The sequence below is a fragment of the Pseudomonas baltica genome, assembly GCF_014235765.1.
Classification (GTDB): Bacteria; Pseudomonadota; Gammaproteobacteria; order Pseudomonadales; family Pseudomonadaceae; genus Aquipseudomonas; species Aquipseudomonas baltica.
Genome location: NZ_JACMYH010000003.1, coordinates 104,789 through 122,700, shown reverse-complemented (window position 1 = coordinate 122,700; position 17,912 = coordinate 104,789). Strand labels below are relative to the sequence as shown.

The window sequence follows — 17,912 nt, the reverse complement described above, 5'->3', positions numbered from 1 at the left end:
GCAGAGCCCGCTCCCGCAGGGTCCTACCTGAAATTTTGTAGGAGCGGGCTCTGCCCGCGAAGGGCCTTATACAATAGTTACGCCTGTGGATAACTAAGGCTTCTTGACCTTCACCGGTCGCTTCCACCCTTCGATGTTACGCTGCCGCGCACGTGCCACGCCCAATTGCCCTGCAGGCACCTGTTGGGTGATGGTCGAACCTGCAGCAGTCGTCGATCCCGCCAAGATATCCACAGGTGCGACCAGCGCATTGTTGGAACCGATGAAAACGTCCTCACCAATGGTGGTTTTCCATTTGTTCGCGCCGTCGTAGTTGCAAGTGATGGTACCGGCGCCGATGTTGCTGTTGGCACCGATGTCCGCATCGCCCAGATAACTCAAGTGACCGGCCTTGGCGCCCTTGCCCATACGGGCATTCTTCAGCTCGACGAAGTTACCCACATGCGCCCGGGCTTCCAGCACCGTGCCGGGTCGCAGGCGCGCAAAGGGGCCAGCATCGCTGCCTTCGTGCAGCACTGCACCGTCGAGGTGGCTGTTGGCCTTGACCACCACGCCTCTGCCCAGCGTACTGTCCTTGATGTAGCAGTTGGGCCCGATGACCACATCGTCTTCGATCACCACCCGCCCTTCGAGCACCACATTGACATCGATCAACACGTCCCGACCCACGCTGACTTCACCGCGCACATCGAAGCGCGCCGGGTCGCGCAAGGTCACGCCCTGGGCCATCAACCGACGCCCTTCGCGCAACTGGTAGTGACGCTCCAATTCCGCAAGTTGACGGCGGTCATTGGCGCCCTGCACCTCCATCGGATCCTGGGCGGTTTCAGTGGCCACCACCAAGCCATCGCTGACAGCCATGGCGATCACATCGGTCAGGTAATACTCACCCTGAGCGTTATTGTTGGACAGGCGCGCCAGCCACTCGGCCAGACGCTTGCCAGGCACTGCGAGAATGCCGGTGTTGCCTTCTCGAATGGCTTTCTGTGCATCGCTGGCGTCCTTGTGCTCGACGATGGCCTGCACCTGGCCATCCGCATCGCGCACGATGCGGCCGTAGCCCGTGGGATCGGCAAGCTCGACGGTGAGCAGGCCTAGCTGGTCGGCACTGACTTTCTGCAACAGGCGCTGCAACGTCGCCACTTCGATCAGCGGAACGTCGCCGTAAAGTATCAATACATTGTCGGCTGTCAGGCCTGGCACAGCCTGGGCGACCGCATGGCCGGTGCCCAACTGCCTGTCCTGCAGCACGAAATTCAGGTCGTCAGCGGCCAGGCGTTCACGTACCGCATCCGCACCGTGGCCAATCACCACGTGGATGTTCTGCGGCTTGAGCTGGCGGGCGCTGTGGATAACATGGCCGAGCATTGAATTGCCGGCGACCGGGTGCAACACCTTGGGCAAGGCCGAGCGCATGCGCGTGCCTTGGCCGGCGGCGAGAATGACGATATCGAGAGACATGAACGGCTACCAGTCCGGAGAATGGCCAGCAGGCTGACCGGGGAGAAAGTGCTGAAAAAGAAAAAGGGTAGCCGAGGCTACCCTTTTACTCAATCGCAAGTGAGTCGACGCATCAGCCGCCGAATTTCTTGCGGATCTGCTGGACGGTGCGCAGCTGGGCTGCAGCCTCGGCCAGGCGTGCGGCGGCAGATCCGTAGTCGAAGTCTGCGCCTTTTTCGTTCAGGGCCTTCTCAGCAGCCTTGACGGCTTCCTGAGCGGAAGCTTCATCCAGGTCGGCAGCACGCTGCACGGTGTCGGCAAGAACCTTGACCATGTTCGGCTGAACCTCGAGGAAACCACCAGAGATGTAGAACACCTCGGCTTCGCCACCCTGCTTGATCAGGCGGATCGGACCTGGCTTGAGATCGGTGATCAGCGGGGCGTGGCCTGGAGCGATACCGATATCACCCAGGTTACCGTGCGCAATCACCATCTCGACCAGACCGGAAAAGATTTCTCCTTCCGCGCTGACAATATCGCAATGGACTGTCATAGCCATACTTGCCTCAACCTGATTAGCGCCCGTCGCCGGGCGCCAGGATTACAGTTTCTTGGCTTTCTCGATCGCTTCTTCGATGCCGCCGACCATGTAGAACGCTTGTTCCGGCAGGTGGTCGTAGTCGCCGTTGAGGATGCCTTTGAAGCCTGCGATGGTGTCTTTCAGGGAAACGTATTTACCCGAGGCACCGGTGAAGACTTCAGCCACGAAGAACGGCTGCGACAGGAAGCGCTGGATCTTACGAGCGCGGGATACCAACTGCTTGTCGGTTTCCGACAGCTCGTCCATACCCAGGATCGCAATGATGTCCTTCAGCTCTTTGTAGCGCTGCAGCACATACTGAACGCCGCGAGCGGTGTCGTAGTGCTCCTGGCCGATCACGTTCGGGTCCAGCTGGCGCGAAGTCGAGTCCAGTGGATCGACCGCTGGGTAGATACCCAGGGAGGCGATGTCACGGGACAGTACGACGGTGGCGTCCAAGTGGGCGAAGGTGGTCGCAGGCGACGGGTCGGTCAAGTCATCCGCAGGTACGTATACCGCCTGGATCGAGGTGATCGAACCTTCCTTGGTCGAAGTGATGCGTTCCTGCAGAACGCCCATCTCTTCGGCCAGGGTCGGCTGGTAGCCTACTGCCGATGGCATACGGCCCAGCAGTGCGGACACTTCGGTACCGGCCAGGGTGTAACGATAGATGTTGTCGACGAACAGCAGAACGTCGTTACCTTCGTCACGGAATTTCTCGGCCATGGTCAGACCGGTCAGGGCGACGCGCAGACGGTTGCCCGGCGGCTCGTTCATCTGGCCGTAGACAAGGGCTACCTTGTCCAGAACGTTGGAGTCCTTCATCTCGTGGTAGAAGTCGTTACCCTCACGGGTACGCTCGCCCACACCGGCGAACACGGAATAACCGCTGTGCTCGATGGCGATGTTACGGATCAGCTCCATCATGTTCACGGTCTTGCCGACACCGGCACCACCGAACAGACCGACTTTACCGCCCTTGGCGAACGGGCAGACCAGGTCGATGACCTTGATGCCGGTTTCCAGCAGGTCGTTGCCGCCTGCCTGGTCCGCGAAGGAAGGTGCCGGACGGTGAATGCCCCAGCGCTCTTCGGTGTCGATCGGGCCCGCTTCGTCGATCGGGTTGCCCAGTACGTCCATGATCCGGCCCAGAGTGGCCTTGCCAACGGGTACGGAAATGGCTGCGCCGCTGTCGAGTACGTTCAGGCCGCGTTTGAGGCCTTCGGTGGAACCCATGGCAATGGTACGAACCACGCCGTCGCCCAGCTGCTGCTGGACTTCGAGGGTGGTTTCAGCGCCTTGTACCTTCAGCGCGTTGTAGATGCTCGGTACGCTGTCGCGTGGAAATTCCACGTCGATAACGGCGCCGATGATTTGAACGATACGTCCGCTACTCATAGCTGGATCCTCTGAATATTTGAACCGTTAAACCGCGGCAGCGCCGCCGACGATTTCCGAGATCTCTTGGGTGATCGCAGCCTGACGCGCCTTGTTGTAGATCAGCTGCAAATCGCTGATCAGGTCGCCGGCGTTGTCGGTTGCATTCTTCATCGCGATCATCCGCGCCGCTTGTTCAGCAGCGTTGTTCTCGACCACCGCCTGGTACACCTGCGACTCCACGTAACGCACCATCAGGCCTTCCAGCAGCTCTTTGGCGTCGGGTTCGTACAGGTAATCCCAGTGGTGCTTGAGTTCTTGATCCGGGGTTGCCTCCAACGGGATCAACTGCTCCACCGTCGGTTGTTGCGTCATGGTATTGATGAACTTGTTGGACACCACGGACAGGCGATCGATACGGCCTTCCAGGTACGCGTCCAGCATCACCTTGACGCTGCCGATCAGATCATTGATCGACGGCTCTTCGCCCAGATGGCTGATCGCTGCCACGACGTTGCCGCCGAAGTTGCGAAAGAACGCTGCACCCTTGCTGCCGATCACGCACAGGTCGATTTCGACGCCGCGTTCGCGATTGGCCGCCATGTCCTTGACCAGGGCCTTGAACAGGTTGGTGTTCAAGCCGCCGCACAGACCACGGTCACTGCTCACCACGATATAGCCGACGCGCTTGACGGCGCGTTCGATCATGAACGGGTGGCGGTATTCCGGGTTGGCGTTGGCCAGATGTCCAATCACCTGGCGGATACGTTCCGCGTAGGGACGGCTGGCTGCCATGCGCATTTGTGCCTTGCGCATTTTGCTGACCGCCACTTTTTCCATGGCGCTGGTAATTTTTTGCGTGCTTTTGATGCTCGCAATCTTACTGCGAATCTCTTTTGCGCCTGCCATGTAACACCTATCAGGTTAGCAAGCAGGGGCCTTGCGGCCCCTGCTGCGGCTTACCAGGTTTGGGTGGCCTTGAACTTCTCGATACCGGCCTTGAGGCCCGCGTCGATTTCGTCATTGAAGTCACCCTTCACGTTGATCTTCGCCAACAGGTCGGCGTGATCGCGGTTGAAGTAAGCAATCAGGGCCTGCTCGAAGCTACCTACCTTGGCGATCTCGACGTCAGTCAGGAAACCACGCTCGGCGGCATACAGCGACAGCGCCATGTCGGCGATCGACATTGGCGAGTACTGCTTCTGCTTCATCAGCTCGGTCACGCGCTGGCCGTGTTCGAGCTGCTTGCGGGTGGCTTCGTCCAGGTCAGACGCGAACTGGGCGAATGCCGCCAGTTCACGGTACTGAGCCAGAGCGGTACGGATACCACCGGACAGCTTCTTGATGATCTTGGTCTGAGCGGCACCACCTACGCGGGATACCGAAACACCGGCGTTCACTGCAGGGCGGATGCCCGAGTTGAACATGGCCGATTCCAGGAAGATCTGACCGTCGGTGATGGAAATCACGTTGGTCGGAACGAACGCGGAAACGTCGCCAGCCTGGGTTTCGATGATCGGCAACGCGGTCAGGGAACCGGTCTTGCCGGTCACTGCGCCGTTGGTGAACTTCTCGACGTACTCTTCGGAAACGCGCGAAGCACGCTCCAGCAAGCGGGAGTGGAGATAGAACACGTCGCCTGGGTAGGCTTCACGACCTGGTGGACGGCGCAGCAGCAGGGAAATCTGGCGGTAGGCCACTGCTTGCTTGGACAGATCGTCGTAGACGATCAGTGCGTCTTCACCGCGGTCACGGAAGAACTCGCCCATGGTGCAGCCGGAGTACGGCGCGAGGAACTGCAGCGCAGGAGATTCCGAGGCACTGGCAGCCACCACGATGGTGTTGGCCAGGGCGCCGTTTTCTTCCAGCTTGCGTACCACGTTGGCGATGGTCGACTGCTTCTGACCGATGGCGACGTAGACGCAGAAGATACCGGAGTTCTTCTGGTTGATGATCGCGTCGATCGCCAGAGCGGTCTTGCCGATCTGACGGTCGCCGATGATCAGCTCGCGCTGGCCACGGCCGACAGGGATCATGGCGTCGACGGCCTTGTAGCCAGTCTGCACAGGCTGGTCTACCGACTTACGCCAGATAACGCCCGGTGCAACCTTCTCGACCGCGTCGGTCTCGGTGTTGCCCAGCGGACCCTTGCCATCGACAGGGTTGCCCAGTGCGTCGACGACGCGACCCAGCAGTTCCTTGCCAACCGGAACTTCCAGGATGCGGCCGGTGCACTTGGCGCTCATGCCTTCGGCCAGACTGGTGTACGCGCCCAGTACCACGGCGCCTACGGAGTCCTGCTCCAGGTTGAGTGCCATGCCGAAGACGCCGCCTGGAAACTCGATCATTTCGCCGTACATGACGTCGGCCAGACCGTGGATCCGTACGATACCGTCGGAAACGCTGACGACGGTGCCTTCGTTACGGGCTTGGGAAGTCACATCGAGCTTGTCGATGCGACCCTTGATGATTTCACTTATTTCGGAAGGATTGAGTTGCTGCATTGCTCTGCTGCCCCTTCAAACTCAAGATTTCAATGCTTCGGCCAGTTTCGCGAGTTTGCCGCGAATCGAGCCATCGATAACCAGGTCGCCGGCGCGGATGACGACGCCACCTATCAGGCTGGCATCCTCCGCAACTTGCAGGCGCACTTCCCGGTCGAGTCGTGCACTGAGAACCTTGGCGAGTTTGTCTTGCTGTTCTTGGTTCAATGCGAAGGCACTGGTGACTTCCACGTCGACCGATTTTTCCTGCTCGGCCTTGTACAGGTCGAACAGCTCGGCGATCTCCGGCAACAGCAGGAGACGGTCGTTTTCGGCAACGACGTGGATGAAATTCTGTGCCTTGGCATCGAACTTGTCGCCGCACACGTCAATGAACGTGGCGGCCTTGTCTGCGCTCGTCAGTCGCGGGGCCTTGAGCAGGCTCTGCATGGTGGCGTCTTGCGCCACCGCTGCAGCCAGGCCGAGCATGGCTGACCAATTGGCCAGCTGCTGGTGGGCCTGAGCGTGCTCGAAGGCCGCCTTAGCGTAAGGTCGGGCCAACGTGGTCAGTTCTGCCATGATCGCCCTCGCTTAGATTTCAGCAGCCAGTTTGTTAACCAGCTCCGCGTGCGCGTTTTGATCGATTGTGGCGCCCAGAATCTTCTCGGCACCGCCCACGGCCAGCATACCCAGTTGGGCACGCAGCGCGTCTTTGACGCCGTTCAGTTCCTGCTCGATCTCGGCTTGAGCCTGCACTTTCACACGGTCAGCGTCGATACGGGCCTTTTCAACGGCCTCTTCGACGATCTGGTTGCCGCGTTTCTTCGCCTGCTCAATGATTTCGGCTGCCTGAGCTTTCGCTTCGCGCAGTTGATGACCCACTTTCTCTTGGGCCAACTCCAGGTCGCGAGCTGCTCGGCTGGCAGCGTCCAAACCATCAGCGATCTTCTTCTGACGTTCGTGCAAAGCCGCGATGACCGGAGGCCACACGAACTTCATGCAGAACAGCACAAAAATGAAGAACGCAACGGTCTGGCCAATCAGGGTTGCATTAATGTTCACGCCAACACCTCGCTCGTTCTTTGTCCATCACACCAATCCACTCGAAGGTTCGAGAGATCAGCCAGCGAGTTGACCAACGAAGGGGTTCGCGAAGGTGAAGAACAGAGCGATACCAACACCGATCATGGTCACGGCGTCGAGCAGACCGGCGACGATGAACATTTTCACTTGCAGCATCGGAACCATTTCTGGCTGGCGAGCAGCGCCTTCCAGGAACTTGCCGCCCAGCAGGCCGAAGCCGATAGCGGTACCCAGTGCGCCCAGGCCGATCAGCAGAGCAACAGCGATAGCGGTTAGACCAACTACAGTTTCCATCTTTCCTCCCGACTTTTTACGTCGTCTTTTGCTTGGTTTTTAGGTTTTAAAGCGGTGTTACAAACCGGTGTTTCGGCCCGGAGGGGCCTCCCTCGCGCCAGGGCGCGAGGGGCATCAGACTCGCCAGGCGGGTCTCAATGATTTTCTTCGTGTGCCATCGAAAGGTAGACGATGGTCAGCATCATGAAGATGAATGCCTGCAGCGTGATGATCAGGATGTGGAACACGGCCCACGCCCACTGCAGCACGACGCCCAGGCCGCTGAGCCACAACAGGCCACTGCCGAACATCACGGCGATCAGGATGAACACCAGCTCGCCGGCGTACATGTTGCCGAACAGTCGCAGTGCCAGCGAGATCGGCTTGGCGATCAGGGTGACGAATTCGAGCAGGAAGTTCACCGGGATCAGCAGGATCTTGGCGAAGATGTTCTTGCTGCCGAACGGATGCAGGGTCAGCTCGCCGATGAAGCCGCCCAGGCCCTTGACCTTGATGCTGTAGAAGATGATCAGCGCGAACACAGACAGGGCCATGCCCAGGGTCGCGTTCGGATCGGTGGTCGGCACGGCGCGGAACGGGATGTGCGAGTCGCCGGAGATCCAGGCCGCAGCCATCGGGATCCAGTCGACCGGAATCAGGTCGATGGCGTTCATCAGGAACACCCAGACGAAGATCGTCAGCGCCAGCGGTGCGATTACCGCACTGCGGCCGTGGAAGCTGTCACGCACGCTGCCATCGACGAACTCGACCAGCACCTCGACGAAGTTCTGCAGGGCGCCCGGCTGACCGGACGTTGCCTTCTTCGCCGCCATGCGGAAGATCAGGATGAAGATCAGGCCCAGGGCAACCGACCAGCCAAGGGTATCGACGTGGAACGCCCAAAACCCCATTTCCTTGGCTTCTGCAGCGGTGTGGGCAAAGCCCCAGCCGCCTTCTGGTAGCTGACCGAAGGTCAAGTTCTGCAAGTGGTGCTGGATATAGCCCGAAGCGGTTGTTTCTGCCATGGTTGCCTCAAACGCCCTAAGGTCTCGAAAGTCTTGTTTTCATGAGCAGGGGTGCGAACCAGCTGACCAGTTGGGTCAACCCGAAGACGCCGAATACAGCCAGCGGCGCCAGTGGTTTCACTCCTGCGAACGTCAGTGCGAACAGCACTGCCGTCAAAATCAGCTTGCCAGCCTCGCCGGCGTAGAACGACCGGACGATGGCTTGTGCGGCCCGGGCTCCGGTGAACCGGAATGCCTTCCAGGCGAAATACAGATTGGGCAACCAGGCGATCAGGCCTCCGCAGAGACCCGAATAACCGCTGACCGCCCCGAGCCATTGCCACAGCACCAGAGCTGCCAGCAACGCGACGACACCTTGCGCCAACAACATCGGGAAAACGACCCACTGATGGAACGGCAGGCGGTTTGGCGTGCGGGTTTCCATCGTGGCGACTCCTCAATGGTCGACGTGCCATAAGCCTTAACTTGGCATAAATTGTGCCGACAAAATGCGCGCAGAGTATAGGGGCGCTTCCGCCCCTATTCAACTGCCGGGTAGTGATTTCCGACTGCGCGCTACATAGGGAATTGTTTCAGCGAATGTGTGCGAGCACACCCTGCAACTCGTCCAGCGAGTTATAGCGGATCACTAACTGGCCCTTGCCCTTCTGTCCGTGGCGAATCTGCACCGCAGAGCCCAGCCGCTCGGCCAGGCGCTGTTCCAGCCGGGTGATGTCCGGGTCGGCCTTGGCCGGCTCCACGGGCTCGGGTTTGCCACTGAGCCACTGCCTGACCAGGGCTTCGGTCTGGCGCACGGTCAGACCGCGTGCGACAACGTGTCGCGCCCCTTCGACCTGCTGTTCGTCCGGCAGACCGAGCAGCGCGCGCGCATGCCCCATTTCCAGATCGCCGTGGGACAGCATGGTCTTGATCACTTCAGGCAGGGCAATCAGGCGCAGCAGGTTGGCCACGGTGACCCGCGACTTGCCCACCGCATCGGCCACCTGCTGCTGGGTCAACTGGAACTCGTGCTGCAGGCGTTGCAGGGCAATGGCCTCTTCCACCGGGTTGAGGTCTTCGCGCTGGATGTTTTCGATCAATGCCATGGCGATCGCGGCTTCGTCGGGCACATCGCGAACCATGGCCGGAATGGTCTCCAGGCCGGCCTGTTGCGCCGCGCGCCAGCGGCGTTCCCCGGCGATGATCTCGAACCGCGAGTTGGCCACCGGCCGTACCACGATCGGTTGCATCACGCCCTGGGTCTTGATCGAGTGCGCCAACTCTTCGAGCGCCTGCGGGTCCATGTCCCGACGTGGCTGGTATTTACCGCGCTGGATGACGTCCAGGGGCAAATGCTGCAACTCGTTCTGGTCGACCGTGACGGCCTGCTCTTCGAGCGCACTGACGGTCGAACCGCTGAGCAGCGCATCCAGCCCACGCCCGAGACCACGTTTCTTGACGGCCATTGGATTCCTTAAATGACTGCAGCGGTGCGAGATTGGCGACGCTGCCGACGAACCATCTCGCCAGCCAGTGCCAGGTAGGCCAGGGCGCCGCGTGAGGATTTGTCGTACGTGAGCGCCGGCATCCCATAGCTGGGAGCTTCGGCCAGACGAATGTTGCGCGGGATGACGGTATCGTAGAGCTGGTCGCCGAAGTGCTCCTTGAGCTGCGCCGACACATCGTTCATCAGGCTCAGGCGAGGGTCGTACATGGTCCGCAGCAAACCCTCGACCTTGAGGTCCGGATTCAGCAGTTCGGCGATGCGCTTGATGTTGTCCACAAGGTCGCTCAGCCCTTCCAGGGCGAAATACTCGCACTGCATCGGAATGATCACACCATCGGACGCCACCAGCGCATTGAGGGTCAGCATCGACAGCGAGGGCGGGCAGTCGATCAGAATGTAGTCGTAGTTGTTGCGCACCGGCGCCAGCGCACTGCGCAGCCGGCTCTCTTTCATCTGCATTTCCAGCAGGACCACCTCGGCCGCCGTCAGGTCGCGGTTGGCCGGCAGCAACTGATACCCGCCGTGCTCGGAGAAGTGCATGGCCTGGGCCAGGTCGCACTCGCCGATCAGCACGTCGTAGATGGAGTTTTCAAGTGCGTGCTTGTCCACTCCGCTACCCATGGTGGCGTTGCCCTGCGGATCGAGGTCGATCAGCAGCACGCGGCGCTTGGTCGCGACCAGCGATGCTGCGAGGTTGATGCAGGTGGTGGTCTTGCCCACACCACCTTTCTGGTTCGCTATCGCGAATACCTTAGCCATTATTGCTCGTGTTCCCAATCATGCCGTGCGGCGCAGTATCAGCAGATGGCGTTGGCCTTGGCAACCGGGGACGGCCAAGGCGTGTTCGCTATCAAGGTGGAAGTCCGCTGGCAATGCTACCAGTTCGTCAGCTGGATGCAGCCCTTTCATCGCCAACCAGCGTGTGTCGACGTTGCCCAGGTGGCGTGTCCAGTGGGCAAAATCGTGCAGGCTGCTGAACGCGCGGGAAACGATACCGGCGAAAGGTTGCTCGGGGACGAAGGTTTCGGCGCGGCTGTGGATAACTTGCAGGTTGGCCAATCCCAGCTCCAGTTTCACCTGGGTCTGGAAGCGGGTTTTCTTGCCATTGCTGTCGAGCGTGGCGATCCGTTTTTCAGGAAACATGATCGCCAGCGGGATACCTGGCATGCCGCCGCCGCTGCCGACGTCCAGCCAGCTGTCGGCGGCTGCCAGGTGCGGCAGGATGCTCAGGCTGTCGAGCAGGTGCCGGGAAACCATCTCGTCGGGATTGCGCACCGCCGTCAGGTTGTACGCCTTGTTCCATTTGATCAACAGGGCCAGGTAGGCCAACAGCTGCTCGCGCTGGCCTTCGGACAGTTCGACGCCCAATTGCCGGGCGCCTGTGGACAACTCTTCGCGGTGCTGTTCGGTGACCATGGAACTCAAGCGCTTTGCTCCAACTCACGGCCTGCGCCGCGTTTTTTCAGATGAATCATCAACAGCGAAATGGCAGCGGGCGTCACACCCGGTATACGCGATGCCTGACCCAGGGTTTCAGGACGAGTAGCACCCAGCTTGCCCTGGATTTCCTTGGACAACCCGGAGATGCCGACGTAGTCGATATCCACAGGCAGACGAGTGTCTTCGCTGGCACGCAGCCGGGCGATCTCGTCCTGTTGACGATCGATGTACCCGGCGTACTTGGTCTTGATCTCGACCTGTTCGGCCACCTGTGGATCCTGCGCGCCGCCACCGGTGACTTCGACCAGACCGACATAGTCGATTTCCGGACGGCTGAGCAGGTTAAGCAGGTTGTATTCATGGGTCAACGGCGTACCGAATTTCTCGGCAAGCGCATCGCCCACGGCAGTGTTCGGTCGGACCCAGGTGCTTTTGAGCCGCTGTTCCTCGATTTCGATGGCTTCGCGCTTGGCACTGAACGCTGCCCAACGGGCGTCGTCGACCAGGCCCAGCTCGCGACCCTTTTCGGTCAGGCGCAGGTCTGCATTGTCCTCGCGCAGGATCAGGCGATACTCGGCCCGCGAGGTGAACATCCGGTACGGTTCCTGGGTGCCCAGGGTGATCAGGTCATCGACCAGCACGCCGATGTAGGCTTCGTCCCGGCGCGGGCACCAGGCGTCTTTGCCCTGTGCACGCAACGCCGCGTTGGCGCCGGCCAGCAACCCCTGCGCGCCGGCCTCTTCGTAGCCGGTGGTGCCGTTGATCTGCCCGGCGAAGAACAGACCGGCGATCACCTTGGTTTCGAGGCTGTACTTGAGATCGCGCGGATCGAAGTAGTCGTATTCGATGGCGTAGCCGGGACGCATGATGTGTGCGTTTTCCATGCCACGGATCGAACGGACGATCTGCAACTGCACATCGAACGGCAGGGACGTGGAAATACCGTTCGGATACAGCTCGTGGGTGGTCAGCCCCTCCGGCTCGATGAACACCTGATGGCTCTGCTTGTCGGCGAAGCGGTGAATCTTGTCTTCGATCGACGGGCAGTACCGTGGACCTACGCCTTCGATTTCACCGGCTGCCGAATACATCGGCGAGCGATCGAGGTTGGCCGCGATGATTTCATGGGTGCGCGCGTTGGTATGGGTGATCCAGCAACTGACCTGGCGCGGATGCAGTGCCTTGGATCCCATGAACGACATCACCGGGATCGGGGTATCGCCCGGCTGCTCGGTCATCACCGAAAAGTCCACGGACTTGCCGTCGATGCGCGGCGGTGTACCGGTCTTCAACCGGCCTACTCGCAGGGGCAGTTCACGCAGGCGATGGGCCAGGGCGATTGACGGCGGATCGCCCGCACGGCCACCCGAGTAATTCTGCAAACCGATGTGGATCAGCCCGCCGAGGAAGGTACCGGTGGTGAGCACCACGGAATCGGCCATGAAGCGCAGGCCCATCTGGGTGACCACGCCCTTGACCTCGTCCTGCTCGACGATCAGGTCGTCTGCCGGCTGCTGGAATATCCACAGGTTGGGTTGATTCTCCAGGATTTCGCGGATCGCCGCCTTGTACAGGACCCGGTCGGCCTGGGCACGGGTGGCCCGTACCGCTGGGCCCTTGCGGTTGTTGAGCACGCGAAACTGAATGCCACCCTTGTCGGTAGCCAGTGCCATGGCACCGCCGAGCGCATCGATCTCCTTTACCAGGTGGCTCTTGCCGATGCCGCCGATGGCCGGGTTGCAACTCATGGCACCGAGGGTTTCCACGTTGTGCGTCAACAGCAGGGTCTTTGCACCCATGCGTGCTGAGGCCAGTGCTGCCTCGGTACCGGCATGACCGCCGCCGATGACGATCACTTCAAAACGGGAAGGGAAATCCACCACGCACCTCGTGCCTGTTCAATGTGGGTAATTGGGATAGCGGCGCAGTATAGGGAATTTGCCTCGGCTAAAGAACCCTTCTGCACAAAAAATAACCAGCTGTGGATAGACCGAGTAATAGAAATTAAAAGAGAGAGATTTATTAAAGCTTTGTTTTTATGTTTATTACTATGCAACGACAAATCTGTGGATAAGGTTCTGAAACCCTATGTACTCGTGCTGTACAGAGAAATTAAAGGCTGTGTTCACCTGTTCATGAGCCCGGTGTATAACCGAAATTAACCTGTGGGTAACGACGTTGCTTACCCACAGGCGGATTTATCATCAGCTTTCGGACACGCTTATCAACCTGGCTCAGGCGGGCTTTTCCACAGGGCTCCTGAAGCGTGTATAAAAAAAAGCCGCCTCGAAAGGCGGCTGTTGATCAGTTTCACGCGCGGGTCGTGGCGGTGCTTGCACGCCTACTTGCCGATGCAGAAGCTCGAAAAGATGCGTCCCAGCAGATCATCTGAACTGAATGCTCCGGTGATTTCACCCAAGGCTTGCTGCGCCAGGCGCAGGTCTTCGGCCAGCAGCTCGCCGGCACCGGCCAGGGTCAATTGATCACGTCCATGGTCGAGGTGGTCGCCGGCATGGCGCAAGGCTTCGAGGTGACGTCGACGTGCGCTGAAGCTGCTTTCTGCGGTCTGTTCGTACCCCATGCAGGCCTTGAGGTGTTCGCGCAGCAACTCCAGCCCCTGGCCCGCCCCTTTGGCAGTCAAGCTCAACGTGACGTGTCCGTCGCCGTCCTGCTGCAGGCCGATGGGTTCCCCACTCAGGTCTGCCTTGTTGCGAATCACCGTGACTTTGCCGATATCGGGCGTGAGCTCGAGGAACTCCGGCCAGAGTGCAAACGGGTCGGCCGCTTCGGCGGCCGTCGCATCCACCACCAGCAGGATGCGATCGGCTTCGGCAATGGCTTTCAGCGCTCGCTGCACGCCGATCTGCTCGACTTCATCGGCCGTGGTGCGTAGCCCCGCGGTGTCAATCACGTGCAACGGCATGCCATCGATGTGGATATGTTCGCGCAACACGTCCCGGGTCGTGCCGGCAATCTCCGTCACGATCGCGGCTTCGCGTCCGGCCAGCAGGTTGAGCAGGCTCGACTTGCCGGCATTCGGTCGACCGGCGATGACCACGTTCATGCCATCACGCAGCAAGGCCCCCTGCCCGGCTTCCCGCAGCACGGTGGATAACTCGCCACGTACCTTGTCGAGCAGGCTCAGTACATGACCATCGGCCAGGAAATCGATTTCCTCCTCGGGAAAGTCGATGGCGGCCTCGACGTAGATACGCAACGCGATGAGCTGCTCGGTCAAGTTATCCACACGGCGGGAAAAAGCTCCTTGCAGCGAACGTACGGCGTTGCGCGCCGCCTGGGCTGAACTGGCTTCGATGAGATCGGCAATGGCCTCGGCCTGGGCCAGGTCGAGCTTGTCGTTGAGGAATGCACGCTCGCTGAATTCGCCCGGACGTGCCAGGCGGCAGCCCAATTGCAGACAGCGCTGCAGCAGCATGTCCATCACCACAGGCCCACCGTGGCCTTGCAGCTCGAGCACGTCCTCGCCGGTGAACGAATTGGGCCCGGGGAAGTACAGGCTCAGGCCCTCGTCGATGACCTGGCACTGCGCGTCGAGCATCGGGCCGTAGTGAGCGTAGCGAGGCGTTGGCACGCGGCCGATGATTGCCTGGGCAGCCGCGCTGGCCAGTGGTCCGGAGATACGCACGATCCCCACTCCACCGCGACCTTGGGCTGTGGCAATGGCAGCGATGGTTTCGCGAACGACGTTCATGCAGATACTCCGGTCGAATTTCAGATAGCAAAACGCCCCACGAGGGGGCGCTTTGTGCACAGGTTAGTCGAGCAACCCGTTAAACGGCAGGTTTGTTTGCCGCAGCTTTCTCGATACCGCGCGTGATATACCACTGCTGGGCAATCGACAGGGTGTTGTTGGTTACCCAGTACAGTACCAGGCCGGCCGGGAACCAGAGGAAGAAGAAGGTGAACACGATCGGCATCATCTTCATCACCTTGGCCTGCATCGGATCCGGAGGCGTTGGGTTCAAGCGCTGCTGAATGAACATGGTCGCGCCCATGATGATCGGCAGGATGAAGAACGGATCCTTGATCGACAGGTCGGTTATCCACAGCAGCCAAGGTGCCTGACGCATCTCGACGCTTTCCAGCAGTACCCAGTACAGGGACAGGAAGACCGGCATCTGCACCAGGATCGGCAGGCAGCCACCCAGCGGATTGATCTTCTCTTTCTTGTACAGCTCCATCATGGCCTGCGACATCTTCTGGCGATCGTCGCCATGCTGCTCCTTGAGCAATGCCAGTTTCGGCGCAACGGCGCGCATGCGCGCCATCGACCGGTAGCTGGCGGCCGACAAGGGGAAGAACAGCAGCTTGATCAGGATGGTCAGGCAGATGATCGAGAAGCCCCAGTTACCCAGGATCGCGTGGATGTGCTTGAGCAGCCAGAAGATCGGTTGTGCGATGAACCACAGGATGCCGTAGTCGACGGTCAGCTCCAGGCCTGGGGACAACTCCTTGAGCTTGTCCTGTACCTTGGGACCGGCATACAGGGTGGCTGTGGTTTCGACTTTGCCACCTGGTGCGGCGGACAACGTCGGACCGGTGTAGCCGATGATGTAGTTGCCCTGGTTGTCCTTGCGCGTCATGACGTTGTTGCTGTCACCGGGGGCAGGGATCCAGGCCGTCACGAAGTAGTGCTGCAGCCAGGCTACCCAACCACCTTGCACGGTTTCCTTGAGGCCGGCCTTGTCCATGTCCTTCATCGACACTTTCTTGTACGGCTCGCCACTTGTCCACAGGGCCGCACCCAGGTAGGTCGCGGTACCGGTGGCCGTAGTCGACGATGGATCGGCGCTGTTGTCTCGCTTGAGCTGGGCGAACATGTTGCCGCTCCAGTTCTGCGCGCTCTGGTTATCCACAAGGTAGCCGACTTTCAGGTCGTATTCGCCGCGGTCGACCGTGAAGCGCTTGACGTAGTTGACGCCGTTGTCGCTGTAGGTCAGGTCGACTACCAGCTGGTTCTGGCCCTCGGCCAGTTGATAACTTTTTTGCGTCGCGCTGTACACGGGGCGCCCAGTGGAACGCGCATCCGGGCCGTTCGCACCGGTCAGGCCGCTCTGGGCCAGGTAGGTCAGCTCACCACCGTTGTCGAACAACTGGAATGGAATGTTCGGCATGTCCTGGCGCCGAGGGTACTCGGGCAGGTTCAGCTGGACGATATCACCACCGGTAGGATCGATAGCGAAGTTGAGCACGTCGGTCTTGACCCAGATCAGGTCCTTGCTGACCACGACAGGGGTCGGCACAGGCAGATTGGCATCAGGATTGGCGCTGGGTACATCGGCACTGGCTTGAGTGTTGGTGCCCGGTACCGTTTCCGGCAATGCCGGGGTCGGGTTCTGGGTAGCCATATTCTGAGTCGGCAAGGCGGCTTGACCGTAGTCCTGGTTCCATTTCAGGACCATGACGTAGGCCACGACTGCCAGGGCGACGATCAGGATCGTGCGTTTAATATCCATGATTACTCGGCTATCGAAGAAGAACGGGGTGATGGGGCGTCTGGAACCGGGTCGAAACCACCGGCATTCCATGGGTGACAGCGGCCAAGGCGACGAACGGTCAGCCAGCTTCCACGCAAGAGGCCGTGGATCTCGATGGCTTCGAGCGCGTAGCAAGAGCAACTGGGATAAAAACGACAGTGGTTCGCCATGAGAGGGCTGATGGCGTAGCGGTAGAACTGGATCGGAACGATTGCCAGTTTACGCATCTTGACTGTCCACTCCTGCAGGTTCGGTCTTCACCACTGGAGCGGGCCGGTTACGTGCAAGGCGCTTCCAGAGCTTGCCAAAATGCTCATGCAATTCAGGGTTTTCCACGTCGCCCAAACCTTTGCGCGCGACGATGACGATGTCCCAGCCAGCCAGTATGTCCTGGTGCAGACGGAACGAGTCACGCATCAAACGTTTCAAGCGATTGCGTTGAACGGCGAGCTTGACGCTCTTTTTACCGATGACCAGCCCCAGACGGGGATGTTCGAGGCCGTTCTCACGCGCAAGGAGCAGCAAGTTCTTGCCGGGTACCTTGCCAGACGGCGAGTCGAAGACTGCTTTGAAATGCCGGGCTGTCAGCAGACGCTTTTCCCGACCGTAGTCCTGACTCACCACCTGTGCCGAAGGATCAAACTGCCAGACGCTTGCGGCCCTTGGCGCGACGACGCGACAGGACGGTACGGCCGTTCTTGGTAGCCATGCGGGCACGGAAACCGTGAGTGCGAGCGCGCTTGATGGTGCTGGGTTGGAAAGTACGTTTCATGGTTGTTACCTGGTTCGTCCACAACGGGCCGGAATGGACCCCGTTTTAAGAGACCGGCGATTCTAGTGAAAGCGCGGCAGAAGGTCAATTTCCAACCAGCTATTACTTTTGCATCGTTTATCAGAACCCTGCGCTGCACGTAGACACCGACCCTCACCTTCGATTCATCCGCCTCCTGTTTCCAAGCCTGCGTATGACACACCAGAGCCGATCAAATATAGAAATAGAGAAGGGACTTATTTAAAGCTTTTCTGTAATGCTTATAGATCTTAGTGAGGCCCTTTTCTGTGGATAACTACCTTCAGCCCTTGCTGCCCGTACGTCCTGGGGATTCGCAACCCTGTCCAGAAGAGGTGCTGCGCCTGTGTCGATGCTAAGGACAACCTGTGGATTAAAGACGAGGATATCCACAGGGGTGTTATCCACAGATCTCAACCCCCACTTGTGCATAGATC

The 17,912-nt window shown here is 59.9% G+C and carries 19 protein-coding genes; all 19 read right to left on the bottom strand.

Going from position 1 to position 17,912, the window contains the following annotated elements; all coding sequences use genetic code 11:
• Positions 1–93 precede the first annotated feature (93 nt).
• Positions 94–1,461 carry a bifunctional UDP-N-acetylglucosamine diphosphorylase/glucosamine-1-phosphate N-acetyltransferase GlmU gene (gene glmU / locus H7993_RS12950; RefSeq protein ID WP_185794631.1) on the bottom strand — a complete coding sequence of 456 codons (1,368 nt, stop codon included), beginning with the start codon at positions 1,459–1,461 and terminating at the stop codon, positions 94–96.
• Between the two features lie 112 nt (positions 1,462–1,573).
• Entirely contained in the window at positions 1,574–1,999 is a 426-nt protein-coding gene (locus H7993_RS12945) for a F0F1 ATP synthase subunit epsilon (protein WP_043192055.1), read from the bottom strand.
• A 42-nt stretch (positions 2,000–2,041) separates the two neighbouring features.
• Positions 2,042–3,418: a F0F1 ATP synthase subunit beta gene (atpD, locus tag H7993_RS12940; protein WP_122480031.1), complete on the bottom strand. Its 1,377-nt coding sequence runs from the start codon at positions 3,416–3,418 to the stop codon at positions 2,042–2,044.
• A gap of 27 nt (positions 3,419–3,445) precedes the next feature.
• The gene (gene atpG, locus H7993_RS12935; RefSeq protein ID WP_043192052.1) at positions 3,446–4,306 is read right to left on the bottom strand and encodes a F0F1 ATP synthase subunit gamma; all 861 of its coding nucleotides are present in this window, start codon (positions 4,304–4,306) and stop codon (positions 3,446–3,448) included.
• 50 nt (positions 4,307–4,356) lie between these two features.
• A complete protein-coding gene (gene atpA / locus H7993_RS12930; RefSeq protein WP_122480032.1) occupies positions 4,357–5,901 on the bottom strand; it encodes a F0F1 ATP synthase subunit alpha in 1,545 nt (514 codons plus the stop codon).
• A gap of 21 nt (positions 5,902–5,922) precedes the next feature.
• Complete coding sequence (locus H7993_RS12925; RefSeq protein ID WP_043192047.1) at positions 5,923–6,459, bottom strand: F0F1 ATP synthase subunit delta; 537 nt, start codon at positions 6,457–6,459, stop codon at positions 5,923–5,925.
• A gap of 12 nt (positions 6,460–6,471) precedes the next feature.
• A complete protein-coding gene (locus H7993_RS12920; protein ID WP_122480033.1) occupies positions 6,472–6,942 on the bottom strand; it encodes a F0F1 ATP synthase subunit B in 471 nt (156 codons plus the stop codon).
• A 57-nt stretch (positions 6,943–6,999) separates the two neighbouring features.
• Positions 7,000–7,257 (bottom strand): F0F1 ATP synthase subunit C, encoded by a 258-nt coding sequence (gene atpE, locus H7993_RS12915; protein WP_002555987.1) that lies wholly within the window; start codon positions 7,255–7,257, stop codon positions 7,000–7,002.
• Between the two features lie 134 nt (positions 7,258–7,391).
• The gene (gene atpB, locus H7993_RS12910; RefSeq protein ID WP_185794630.1) at positions 7,392–8,261 is read right to left on the bottom strand and encodes a F0F1 ATP synthase subunit A; all 870 of its coding nucleotides are present in this window, start codon (positions 8,259–8,261) and stop codon (positions 7,392–7,394) included.
• Positions 8,262–8,277: 16 nt separating this feature from the next.
• A complete protein-coding gene (locus tag H7993_RS12905; protein ID WP_122796674.1) occupies positions 8,278–8,685 on the bottom strand; it encodes a F0F1 ATP synthase subunit I in 408 nt (135 codons plus the stop codon).
• A 148-nt stretch (positions 8,686–8,833) separates the two neighbouring features.
• On the bottom strand, positions 8,834–9,706 hold the full coding sequence (locus tag H7993_RS12900; RefSeq protein WP_122716089.1) for a ParB/RepB/Spo0J family partition protein: 873 nt from the start codon (positions 9,704–9,706) through the stop codon (positions 8,834–8,836).
• An 8-nt stretch (positions 9,707–9,714) separates the two neighbouring features.
• On the bottom strand, positions 9,715–10,506 hold the full coding sequence (locus H7993_RS12895; protein WP_122480037.1) for a ParA family protein: 792 nt from the start codon (positions 10,504–10,506) through the stop codon (positions 9,715–9,717).
• Between the two features lie 18 nt (positions 10,507–10,524).
• Positions 10,525–11,163, bottom strand: a complete 639-nt coding sequence (gene rsmG / locus H7993_RS12890) for a 16S rRNA (guanine(527)-N(7))-methyltransferase RsmG (protein WP_185794795.1) — start codon at positions 11,161–11,163, stop codon at positions 10,525–10,527.
• A gap of 5 nt (positions 11,164–11,168) precedes the next feature.
• Positions 11,169–13,067 (bottom strand): tRNA uridine-5-carboxymethylaminomethyl(34) synthesis enzyme MnmG, encoded by a 1,899-nt coding sequence (gene mnmG / locus H7993_RS12885; protein ID WP_185794629.1) that lies wholly within the window; start codon positions 13,065–13,067, stop codon positions 11,169–11,171.
• A gap of 461 nt (positions 13,068–13,528) precedes the next feature.
• Positions 13,529–14,899, bottom strand: coding sequence for a tRNA uridine-5-carboxymethylaminomethyl(34) synthesis GTPase MnmE (gene mnmE / locus H7993_RS12880; protein ID WP_185794628.1), 1,371 nt, complete (start codon positions 14,897–14,899; stop codon positions 13,529–13,531).
• Between the two features lie 79 nt (positions 14,900–14,978).
• The gene (gene yidC, locus H7993_RS12875; protein WP_185794627.1) at positions 14,979–16,664 is read right to left on the bottom strand and encodes a membrane protein insertase YidC; all 1,686 of its coding nucleotides are present in this window, start codon (positions 16,662–16,664) and stop codon (positions 14,979–14,981) included.
• Positions 16,665–16,666: 2 nt separating this feature from the next.
• On the bottom strand, positions 16,667–16,912 hold the full coding sequence (yidD, locus tag H7993_RS12870; RefSeq protein ID WP_082223633.1) for a membrane protein insertion efficiency factor YidD: 246 nt from the start codon (positions 16,910–16,912) through the stop codon (positions 16,667–16,669).
• A complete protein-coding gene (rnpA, locus tag H7993_RS12865; RefSeq protein ID WP_049860458.1) occupies positions 16,905–17,309 on the bottom strand; it encodes a ribonuclease P protein component in 405 nt (134 codons plus the stop codon). The genes yidD and rnpA overlap by 8 nt, the downstream gene beginning before the upstream one ends.
• Positions 17,310–17,322: 13 nt before the next feature.
• Positions 17,323–17,457, bottom strand: coding sequence for a 50S ribosomal protein L34 (rpmH, locus tag H7993_RS12860; protein WP_043192020.1), 135 nt, complete (start codon positions 17,455–17,457; stop codon positions 17,323–17,325).
• Between the last annotated feature and the right edge of the window lie 455 nt (positions 17,458–17,912).